Source organism: Pseudomonas sp. GL-B-19, from assembly GCF_019956415.1.
In the GTDB taxonomy this organism is placed as follows: domain Bacteria; phylum Pseudomonadota; class Gammaproteobacteria; order Pseudomonadales; family Pseudomonadaceae; genus Aquipseudomonas.
This window is the reverse complement of the sequence record NZ_JAHBDK010000054.1, coordinates 25,773-36,540: the sequence shown is the minus strand read 5'-3', so window position 1 is coordinate 36,540 and position 10,768 is coordinate 25,773. Positions and strand designations below refer to the sequence as shown.

Genomic DNA, 10,768 nt, shown 5'->3' with positions numbered 1-10,768 from the left:
TGAAGCATTGAGCTTGAACTCGCTGGAATAGGACTTTCGCATCATCATGCACACCTTAGATTTGGGCGCCATCATAGCGCCCTATTGATGTGTCCAATTTCATTAGGCCAGATCAGCCTGCTCGCGAATGCGGTGTGACATTCAACATTTAAGTCGACAGGCATACCGCTTTCGCGAGCAGGCTCGCTCCCACAGGGATTTGTGGGTTACTCGAACAATGCGTCGAGTGCCTGCTCCAAACGCGTGACCGCAATAATCTGCAATCCCGGTGGCGCCTCTTTCGGTGCATTGCCCTTGGGCACGATGGCGCGCTTGAAGCCGTGCTTGGCGGCTTCTTTCAGGCGCTCCTGACCGCTTGGCACCGGGCGTACTTCGCCGGACAAGCCGACTTCGCCAAACACCAACAGATCATGCGGCAATGGTCGGTTGCGCAAACTGGACATCACCGCCGCCATCAACGCCAGGTCAGAAGCGGTTTCCAAAACCTTCACACCGCCGACCACGTTGAGGAACACGTCCTGATCGTGGGTCGGAATGCCGCCGTGACGGTGTAAGACCGCCAACAACATCGCCAGACGATTCTGATCCAGCCCCAGCGTGACCCGACGCGGGTTGGCCAAATGACTGTCGTCCACCAATGCCTGGACTTCCACCAGCATGGGCCGCGTCCCTTCCCACGTCGCCATGACCACACTGCCCGGGACTTCTTCCTGAGCGCGGGTGAGAAAGATCGCCGAAGGGTTAGAGACTTCTTTCAGGCCCTTGTCCGTCATACCGAACACACCCAATTCGTTGACCGCACCGAAACGGTTTTTTACCGCACGCAGCAAACGCAAACGACCATCGGATTCGCCTTCGAAATACAGAACGGTGTCGACCATGTGCTCCAGCACGCGAGGACCGGCCAGTGCGCCTTCTTTAGTCACGTGGCCCACCAGGAAAATCGCGGTGCCGCTCTGCTTGGCATAACGCACCAGCAAAGCCGCGCTCTCGCGAACCTGAGAGACACCACCCGGCGCCGATTGCAATTGTTCGGTGAAGATCGTCTGGATCGAGTCGATCACCATGACTTTGGGCTTTTCCACCCGGGCCGTGGCGATGATGGTTTCGATGCAGGTTTCGGTCATCACCCGCAATTGATCCTGCGGCAAACCCAGCCGGCGGGCACGCATGGCCACTTGCTGCTGCGATTCTTCGCCGGTGACGTACAGCGCCGGCATGCTCTTGGCGAGGTTGCACAAGGTTTGCAACAGGATGGTCGACTTACCGATGCCCGGATCGCCGCCGATCAGCACCACCGAACCGTCGACCAAGCCACCGCCCAGCACCCGATCGAGTTCGCTGGAGGCCGTGGAAAAGCGCGGGATTTCTTCGACGCTGACTTCGGCCAGGGTCTTGATCTGGGCCTGTTGGCCGGTCCAGCCGGTGCGACCGCTCGGGGCAGCGGCACCACCGCTTTCCACCATGGTTTCAGTCAGCGTGTTCCAGGCCCCACACTCGCCGCACTGGCCAGCCCACTTTGGGAAGGTTGAGCCACACTCGGTGCAGCCGTACATGCGCTTGGCCTTGGCCATCTGAACTCCCGGCAAAAACCGCGATGATAGCTCAGCTGACGCCGATCAGCGCGGCGCAGCGGTGCGGATTTCACCGTTGGCCAGACGCGCGGCGCTATTGCCCAATGGATCTTCGGCGTCCAGGTCCGCCCCTTTGGCCTTGAGTGCGTCGAGCAACTCGGCACGCTTGAACAGTCCGGCGTACATCGCGGCAGTCTGCCCTGCGCCGTTGCGCTGGTCGGGACTGCAATGGGCCGCCAACAAGGTGCGGGCGATCTGGACTTCACCTTTGAAAATCGCCCCCATCAATGCCGTGTTGCCTCTCTGATCCTGAGCACAGGCATCCGCGCCGGCGGCGAGCAAGCGGTCTACTGCAGCGGTCTGGCCGTGATAGGTCGCCAGAATCAGCGCGGTGTAACCCTTGCTGTCGCGGGTCTCGAGCGAGTAGCCGGCTTCAATGAATGTATCGAGCATTGGCACATCACCGCGGCGAGCGGCGTCGAAGTAGTAATCCTGCAGTTGAGCCGTCAGCTCCGCAGGGTCTTCGGTTGTAGTGGAAAAAGCGCTGGTCGATAGCGACGCCAGTAACAGAAACAGATAACTACGCATCGCAAGCTCCTTGGCTCGAGGGGACCTCACCCGAGGTCCCGCTTTTCAGGCAAACACGGTCAGTCGACCAGGTTGGCCGCCAGCACCTTGACCCGACTCAGGTCACCCTTGGCCACCTTGGTCACGCCTGCCCCGTATTCCGGGTCAGCTTTGTAAAGGAACGACAGGATGATGTGCTTGCTCTCGTCATCGGTTGTCGCGAGCGAACCGCCAAAACTCTCGATCAGATCGTTTCGCTCTTTTTTGCTGAAGGAGCGATACAGATCACCGGCCTGCTTGAAGTTTTGCTCGCGCTGAATCTTCGCCTGCTGGGTGCTGCCCGACAGCGCCGATTGGCTGTAACGCGCGGCTTGCGGCTCTTCGCGGGGCATCAGACGGCTCGGCTGATAATTAACGCCCGTGCTGCTGTGGCCGATGTTCATCGCGCCGTCCTGATTACCGTTATTCACGGCAACTTTTGGCGCGTTGATCGGCAACTGCAGCGCATTGGCGCCCAGACGATAGAGTTGCGTATCGGCGTAGGAGAACACTCGCCCCTGCAATAAGCGATCTTCCGATGGCTCGATACCGGGAACAAGATTGGCTGGCGCCATGGCAACTTGCTCGGTTTCCTGGAAGACATTTGCAGGATTACGATTCAAAACCATTTGTCCAACTTTTCGTTCCGGAACTCCGGGCCAGATCTTGGTTGCGTCCAATGGATCGAAATCAAACTTGTACAAATCTTGAGATTTTACAACCTGAACGTACAAGTCCCACTTCGGAAAGTCACCCTTGTTAATATGAGCGACCAAATCACTGGTCATATGACTGTAGTCTTTACCTTGAACTTTTGTGACCGACTTCGGATCGAGATTATTTATCCCCTGCAAACTCTTCCAGTGAAATTTCACATAGTGCACATCACCTTTGGCATTAACTAACTTGTAGGCGTGTACACCGTTTCCGTCCATTTCCCGGTAACTGGCGGGAGTACCGGAGTTGGAATACAACTCGGTCAGGGTGCGAGTGGCTTCAGGGACATGGGAGAAGAAGTCGAAACGTCGCGAATCATCGTCGAGGTTGGTGCGCGGATCTGGTTTAAACGCGTGGACCATGTCCGGAAACTTGATTGCGTCACGGATGAAGAAGGTCGGGAAGTTGTTACCCACCAGGTCCCAGTTGCCGTCGGCGGTGTAGAACTTGGTGGCGAAACCGCGAGGGTCGCGCAGGGTTTCCGGCGAATGGTTGCCATGAACAACGGCGGAGAAACGCACGAACACCGGTGTGCTCTGGCCGCCAGCGAATACCTTCGCCTTGGTCAGGTCGCTGAGGTCATTGGTCACGGTGAAGGTGCCATGGGCCCCGGTGCCGCGAGCATGCACCACACGTTCAGGAATACGTTCACGGTCAAAGCGCTGCAGCTTCTGAATCAGTTGCACGTCCTGCAACAGCACGGGGCCGGTGGCGCCAGCGGTTTGTGAGTTCTGGTTGTCACCTACGACTGCGCCGTTATCCCGGGTCAGGTTGGAAGCATGGACGGAGAAGGACAGCAGGCTGGCGGTTAAAACGCCAAGGGTACGCCGATGGGGAAAAGCCCCAATTCCAATGGTTGAAGTCATATCAGGTTCCTCTGTTTTCGAGGCGCACTCCCAGTGCGCTGACCCGAGGCTAGAGGCCAAAGCGGTAAAGCTTAAATAGAAATAACGCAACGTGATGATTCAGAAATTTATTTTGCTGATCAGCCAGTTAGCGCGTATTTCGCGCGCGATTGCTGGCACTTTGCAAACTAATTGCCGGCAGACGGGTCGATAATCACGCGCACTGTAATAAGGTGTTTCAAGCAAGAGCCGTTTTGCTGCTTTACACTGCGTTTACCAACCTCATCTGTAACAAGGAAATAACCTATGGGCGTGATAAGTGAGTTCAAGGCCTTCGCGGTCAAAGGTAATGTGATCGACATGGCGGTCGGTATCATCGTCGGCGCAGCCTTCGGCAAGATCGTTACGTCGTTTGTCGGCGACGTGGTCATGCCGCCCATTGGCTTGTTGATTGGCGGGGTGGACTTCAGTGATCTGGCCATTACGCTCAAGGCTGCCGAAGGCAATGCCCCGGCAGTGGTGCTGGCCTACGGCAAATTCATCCAGAGCATGATTGACTTCGTCATTGTCGCTCTCGCGATTTTCATGGGGATCAAAGCGATCAACCAACTGAAGCGCGAAGAAGCCGCGGCTCCAACACTGCCGCCGGTCCCGAGCAAGGAAGAAGAGTTGTTGAGCGAGATCCGTGATTTGCTCAAGGCCCAGAACAATCGGCCCTGAACACTGGTTACAAGCAGAAACGGCGCCCGTGAGGCGCCGTTTTTTTACCAAAAGTTTTCCACAGCCACTTGGCCTGGCCGTCGGCTGAGGCTCAGGTGCATGTCATGCTGTTTGAGCAGCTTGCGCGTGTCATCGATCATCTGCGGGTTACCGCAAAGCATGACCCGCGAGTGCTCGGGTGTCAGCGCCACGCCTGCAGCCCGCTCCAGCTCGCCATTTTCGATCAGCGTAGTGATCCGCCCGCTCAGGGCGCCGGGATGTTGTTCGCGAGTGACAGTGGCGATGAACTGCAATTTATGGGCGTTTTCGACCAAATAATCGCGCTGCCCCAACTCGGCGATCAGCGCCTGATACGCCAGTTCCCGGGCTTCGCGTACGCTGTAGACGAGGATGATGCGTTCGAATTTCTCCCAGACCTCGAAGTCCTGCAGGATCGACAGGAACGGCGCAATGCCGGTGCCTGTGGATAACAACCACAGATCACGCCCATCAACAAAACGATCAAGGGTCAAATAACCAAAGGCCTGGCGGTCGACCAGCAACGTATCACCGACCTCCAGGCGACTCAGCTCGCTGGTGAACTCCCCACCTGGCACCACGATGGAGAAGAACTCGAGAAATTCGTCAAAGGGCGACGACACCATTGAATAGGCACGCCAAACCGTACTGCCATCGGCCTTGGTAACGCCTAACCGGGCGAACTGCCCTGACCTGAAACGAAAACCCGGATCCCTGGTGGCCCGCAGGGTAAACAGGTTCGGGGTCAACGGCTGGACGTCGAGCAAGGTTTGGCGAGTGAATTTATCGGCACTGGCGGTCATGGGTCGCTCCATTGAACTGACCTCACCAGTGTCGCGCAAAGCAGACGATGTAAACACTGGTGATTTGTAGTGTCTTTGGAAATGAGACCCGCTGCTAGTTATATAGCCGACTTTGTATTGCTAACGACATCCACCAACTCTTACAAAAAAACGACAAATAGAATGATGTACGCCATGTGACTGAGTTTTGCTTAGCTGTTTATTTCTAAGAACCAGACATGCACTTTCAGAAATCATCAAGAGCAAAATAATTGCAGCATATGTCAGAGATTGCTCCTACACTCGGCACGTGCTGGATCGCGGATCCAATATGCACCCCCAAGATATCTGCATGGAGCTGCTGCAATGGAATTGTGGAAGGAATCACAGTTAAGACAGATATCCGACGCCAAGGAAATTAAATCTGCGTATGAAATTTCGCTCAATCTCGCTCAGAGTCTTGGCTTCACTTTCTGTGCTTTTTCAATTACATCCCCCATCGAAGCGCATCATCGCGACAAAGTGTGTCTTAACAACTATCCGCTCGATTGGAATTCGAAATATGAACATGACCATTTCCGTGACACAGACCCAATACTGGCTCATTGCAATCAATCAGAGCTGCCGATTCTTTGGGAGGATGGGGTCTTCTCAAAGGCGCCTCTGCTTCGGCAAGCGCAAAAAAAACTAGGCTTGCAATATGGCTGGTCACAATCGTTTCATGACGGCAGCGGTCTTCGCAGTATGTTTAGCCTGGCCAGAAGCAACAACCCAATCACTTCCTCTGAGTTTTATGCAAATCTGGGCTACGCCATTTTCATCAACCACCAGTTGCATGGGCACGTGGCGCAAAAACTGCGTCATTGCCTGCCGACCGCATGCACACCTCATTTGTCGACACGTGAAATCGAAATTTTGAAATTGTCAGCCGACGGCAAGACGGCATATGAATGCTCCAGAATCCTCAGCATCAGTGAACGCACCATCAATTTCCACGTGCACAGTGCAATCCAGAAATTTGGCGTGAACAACAAGATTGCAGCGGTGATAAAGGCTGTGAGGACGGGGGCCATCTGAATCCACACCAAGCCTGGAAAACCTACGAGTAATCCAGCAGAAAAAAACGTACCATTTGCGGTCCCCTGAGTGATGTCGTCTATAACCTCACGATGAAGTGCACTCGGACGGCCCCGCCCGCTACAACGCCTCCGGCAGCGGGACACCACACCCGTTGACTACCCAGAGCCCCGCCTCATGCCCCTGCTCGAAACGCCCTTCGCCCAACTCGATCTGATCCGTCAGCCAGAACAGCAGAACGAACCGCTGCAAGCTTTCGATGCGGCCGACGAATACCTGCTCAACCATTTCGCCGAACAACACCCCTCGACAGAGACTCGGGTACTGGTGCTGAACGACAGTTTTGGCGCGTTGGCAGCCAGCCTCGCAGGCAAGGTCCGGGTGATCAGCAGTGGCGACTCGTTTCTGGCGTTTCAGGGACTGGAGAAAAATCTGATCCGTAACAACCAGGCGTTTGACGCGGTGCCGAGCGTGCCCGCAAGCGAAGCATTCAGCGGCCCGTTTGACCGGGTTTTGCTCCGGGTGCCAAAAACCCTGGCGTTGCTGGAAGAACAGCTTATTCGCCTGCAAGGCCAGTTGGCGCCGGGCGCGCAAGTGATTGCTGCGGCGATGATCAAGCATCTGCCACGTGCTGCCGCGGATCTGCTTGAACGCTACATCGGCCCGGTGCAAGCCTCTTTGGCGGTGAAAAAGGCTCGGCTATTGATCGCCACACCTGAAGCAAAAGCCCCTGTCGTGTCCCCCTACCCCTCGCGCTATCAACTCGATGAACCGGCCATTGAACTGCTGAACCACGCCAATGTGTTTTGCCGCGAAGGACTGGACATCGGCACCCGGGCCTTTCTGCCACACCTGCCAAAGAACCTCGGCACTGCGCGAGTCGCGGACCTCGGTTGCGGTAATGGCGTGCTGGCCATCGCCAGTGCGCTGCAAAACCCGCAGGCGCAGTACACGCTGGTGGACGAGTCGTACATGGCCGTGCAATCGGCCGCCGAAAACTGGCGCGCGGCACTCGGTGACAGAGAAGTCATTGTGCGGGCCGGCGATGGCCTCGCGGGGCAGGAATCTCAATCCCTGGACGTGGTGTTGTGCAATCCGCCGTTCCATCAGCAACAAGTCGTCGGCGACTTTCTCGCCTGGCGCATGTTCCAGCAGGCCCGAGAGGCGCTGGTGGTGGGCGGTGCGCTGTATATCGTCGGCAACCGTCACTTGGGTTACCACAGCAAGCTTGCCCGACTGTTCCGTGGTGTAGAGCAAGTGGCCGCCACGCCAAAATTCGTGATTCTAAAAGCCCGCAAATAAGCCCGAAAAAAACCCTCCATGCAGGAGGGTTATAAATCCGTGCCTCCAAGGCAACGGGATGGGATCTTTAGTGTGTGCTCAGGCCTGCCGCATTCATGAACATGCGCATCAGACTGGCCACGATAAACAGGGCGCCGACGCTACCGACCCAGATCAAGGCCAGCCAGCCGAGCCGCTGCCACAGCGGTTTTTTTTCAGCCTCTTCAATGTCGTGCAGGGAATGTTTGCCGGTCATTGCATCGATCCTCAGTAGATCGATGGCGCCGGTGAGGGCGCCATCGCGAGCAGCCTCGCTCCCACAGTGTTAGTGATAACCGTCTTCGTGGGTCACCTTGCCGCGGAACACGTAGTAGCTCCAGAAGGTGTAACCCAGGATGAACGGGATGATGAACAACGTGCCCACCAGCATGAAACCCTGGCTTTGCGGTGGTGCAGCAGCGTCCCAGATCGAGATGGACGGTGGCACGATGTTCGGCCACAGGCTGATGCCCAAACCGCTATAGCCGAGGAAGATCAGCACCAGCGTCAGCAGGAACGGCGTGTAGTGCGCATTGCGGGCGACGGCGCGGATCAAGCCGTACATGGTCACCAGCACGAGAATCGGCACGGGCATGAACCAAAACAGATTGGGCAGCGTGAACCAGCGAGCGGCGATTTCGGCGTGGGCCAATGGCGTCCAGATGCTGACGATGCCGATCACCGCCAACACCACGAAGGCCAGCGGTCGGGCCAGATCGTGCATTTGCTCTTGCAGCTTGCCTTCGGTCTTCATGATCAGCCACGTGCAACCGAGCAACGCATAAGCCACCACCAACGCCAAGCCGCAAAACAGGGTGAACGGTGTCAGCCAGTCCAGTGAGCCACCGGCAAACTGGCGATTGACCACCGGCAACCCATCAATGAAGGCCCCCAATGCCACGCCCTGGAAGAAGGTTGCGGTGACGGAGCCACCGATAAAGGCCTTGTCCCAAAGGTGACGTTTTTCGTCCCTGGCTTTGAAACGAAACTCGAAGGCCACGCCACGGAAGATCAGCCCGATCAGCATCAGGATCAGCGGCAGGTACAGCGCCGAGAGCACCACCGAATAGGCCAGCGGAAAGGCACCGAACAACGCAGCGCCGCCCAGTACCAGCCAGGTTTCGTTACCGTCCCACACAGGGGCGACGGTGTTCATCATCACGTCACGGTCGGTCTTGCCGGGGATGAACGGGAAGAGAATCCCGATCCCCAGGTCGAAACCGTCCATGACCACGTACATCATGATGCCGAAGATGATGATCACGGCCCAGATCAGCGGAAGATCAATACCCATGACTCAAATCTCCTTGGTCAGGCTAGGGCTGTGGTCACTGGCGCCATCATCGTCAGCCGCAGAGAGCGGACGAGCCGGTGTACGTTTCTGGCCAGGACCACCGTCGTTGGTTTCCTTGCCTTCATCGATCTTCGGCCCTTTGCGCACCAGGCGCATCATGTAGCCCAGACCGGCACCGAACAGCGCGAAATACACCACAACGAACAAAATCAGCGTGATGCTCATCTGTACGAAACTATGGTTGGAGGACGCGTCCGCCGTACGCATCAGACCGTAGACTACCCACGGCTGACGGCCGATTTCGGTGGTAAACCAACCCGCGAGGATCGCGATCAGGCCAGACGGCCCCATCCACAACGCCAGGTAAAGGAACGGCCGCGACGTGTAGAGCTTGTCGCGTTTGCGCAGCCACAGGCTCCACAAACCGGTGAAGATCATCAGCATGCCCAGGCCGACCATGATCCGGAACGACCAGAACACAATGGTCGAATTTGGCCGGTCCTCAGGCGGGAACTCCTTGAGCGCTGGCACCTGTTTGTCCAGCGAGTGAGTGAGAATCAAGCTGCCCAGGTACGGAATCTCGACGGCAAATTTGGTTCTCTCTTCTTTCATGTCCGGCCAGCCGAACAGGATCAGCGGGGTCGGTTCATCGCCATGATTTTCCCAATGCCCTTCAATCGCCGCAATCTTCGCCGGCTGATGCTTGAGGGTATTGAGCCCGTGGAAGTCACCGATGACCGCTTGAATCGGCGCCACGATCAAGGCCATCCACATGGCCATCGACAGCATCGTGCGGATGGCCGGGTTGTCCTTGCCGCGCAGCAAGTGCCAGGCCGCCGAAGAGCCGACGAAAAACGCCGTGGCCACGAACGCCGCCGTCGCCATGTGCATCAGGCGGTAGGGAAACGAAGGGTTGAAGATCACCGCCAGCCAGTCGGTGGGAATCACCTGACCATTAACGATTTCAAAACCCTGCGGCGTTTGCATCCAGCTGTTGGAGGCCAGAATCCAGAAGGTCGAGATCAGTGTACCGATGGCCACCATGACCGTGGCGAAGAAGTGCAAATTGCGCCCGACCTTGTTCCAGCCAAACAGCATGACGCCAAGGAAACCGGCTTCGAGGAAGAAGGCTGTCAGCACCTCGTACGTCAGCAATGGCCCGGTCACCGAACCGGCGAAGTCCGAAAAGCGGCTCCAGTTGGTGCCGAACTGATAAGCCATCACCAGCCCGGAGACCACGCCCATGCCGAAGTTGACGGCAAAGATCTTCGACCAAAAGTGATACAGGTCGCGGTAAGTATCGTTATGGGTTTTCAGCCACAAACCTTCGAGCACCGCCAGGTAACTCGCCAGGCCAATGGTGATGGCAGGGAACAGGATATGAAACGAGATGGTAAACGCGAACTGAATTCGGGCGAGATCAAGTGCCTCTAAACCGAACATAAGTCTTCCTCTGTCAGGTAATACGGCTGCTGGCTGGAAGCCTGCACCCATCGGCCCCCACGGGTATGGAGTGAGGTGAATTCAAATTCGTTCTGCTTTTATTAGCATCACAACGCAGGGAGTCTGGCCAAATGGCCGTCGGATCAATTCCTTTTGGGGTTTTGATCTGGATCAATCAACGTTGAAAGAGTAGTCCCATTTCTGGCCATGAACCGCGTGGTCTTTTGCCGCGTGACAAGTTGCCTCATGGCCGCAGACATGCGCCGCGATACTTTCCCTGTGGGAGCGAGCCTGCTCGCGATGGCGGCGTATCAATCAATACTCATGCTGCCTGAAACACCGCTTCGCGAGCAGGCTCGCTCCCACAGGGGG

General features: G+C 56.7%; 10 protein-coding genes. 3 read left to right on the top strand and 7 right to left on the bottom strand.

Going from position 1 to position 10,768, the window contains the following annotated elements:
- Positions 1–206: 206 nt before the first annotated feature.
- The 3 genes from radA to katB are packed head-to-tail and all read right to left on the bottom strand — an operon-like array spanning position 207 to position 3,763.
- Positions 207–1,574: a DNA repair protein RadA gene (gene radA, locus KGB06_RS21740; protein ID WP_008040321.1), complete on the bottom strand. Its 1,368-nt coding sequence runs from the start codon at positions 1,572–1,574 to the stop codon at positions 207–209.
- Positions 1,575–1,619: 45 nt separating this feature from the next.
- On the bottom strand, positions 1,620–2,162 hold the full coding sequence (locus tag KGB06_RS21735) for an ankyrin repeat domain-containing protein (RefSeq protein WP_223519425.1): 543 nt from the start codon (positions 2,160–2,162) through the stop codon (positions 1,620–1,622).
- 59 nt (positions 2,163–2,221) lie between these two features.
- Positions 2,222–3,763, bottom strand: a complete 1,542-nt coding sequence (katB, locus tag KGB06_RS21730) for a catalase KatB (protein ID WP_223519423.1) — start codon at positions 3,761–3,763, stop codon at positions 2,222–2,224.
- Positions 3,764–4,048: 285 nt separating this feature from the next.
- On the opposite strand from katB, the gene mscL reads away from it, so the two are divergent.
- Complete coding sequence (gene mscL, locus KGB06_RS21725; protein WP_046028605.1) at positions 4,049–4,462, top strand: large-conductance mechanosensitive channel protein MscL; 414 nt, start codon at positions 4,049–4,051, stop codon at positions 4,460–4,462.
- Between the two features lie 44 nt (positions 4,463–4,506).
- Here mscL and KGB06_RS21720 read toward each other — a convergent pair whose 3' ends face one another.
- On the bottom strand, positions 4,507–5,283 hold the full coding sequence (locus KGB06_RS21720) for a ferredoxin--NADP reductase (RefSeq protein ID WP_223519421.1): 777 nt from the start codon (positions 5,281–5,283) through the stop codon (positions 4,507–4,509).
- A gap of 345 nt (positions 5,284–5,628) precedes the next feature.
- On the opposite strand from KGB06_RS21720, the gene KGB06_RS21715 reads away from it, so the two are divergent.
- Both KGB06_RS21715 and KGB06_RS21710 read left to right on the top strand, forming a co-directional pair.
- Positions 5,629–6,339: an autoinducer binding domain-containing protein gene (locus KGB06_RS21715; RefSeq protein ID WP_223519419.1), complete on the top strand. Its 711-nt coding sequence runs from the start codon at positions 5,629–5,631 to the stop codon at positions 6,337–6,339.
- Positions 6,340–6,516: 177 nt separating this feature from the next.
- Positions 6,517–7,641, top strand: a complete 1,125-nt coding sequence (locus KGB06_RS21710; protein ID WP_223519417.1) for a methyltransferase — start codon at positions 6,517–6,519, stop codon at positions 7,639–7,641.
- 67 nt (positions 7,642–7,708) lie between these two features.
- Here KGB06_RS21710 and KGB06_RS21705 read toward each other — a convergent pair whose 3' ends face one another.
- The 3 genes from KGB06_RS21705 to KGB06_RS21695 form a co-directional block, all read right to left on the bottom strand.
- Positions 7,709–7,876 carry a DUF2474 domain-containing protein gene (locus KGB06_RS21705; RefSeq protein WP_223519415.1) on the bottom strand — a complete coding sequence of 56 codons (168 nt, stop codon included), beginning with the start codon at positions 7,874–7,876 and terminating at the stop codon, positions 7,709–7,711.
- 69 nt (positions 7,877–7,945) lie between these two features.
- The gene (gene cydB / locus KGB06_RS21700; protein WP_223519414.1) at positions 7,946–8,953 is read right to left on the bottom strand and encodes a cytochrome d ubiquinol oxidase subunit II; all 1,008 of its coding nucleotides are present in this window, start codon (positions 8,951–8,953) and stop codon (positions 7,946–7,948) included.
- A gap of 3 nt (positions 8,954–8,956) precedes the next feature.
- Positions 8,957–10,396: a cytochrome ubiquinol oxidase subunit I gene (locus tag KGB06_RS21695; RefSeq protein ID WP_223519412.1), complete on the bottom strand. Its 1,440-nt coding sequence runs from the start codon at positions 10,394–10,396 to the stop codon at positions 8,957–8,959.
- Positions 10,397–10,768: the final 372 nt, after the last annotated feature.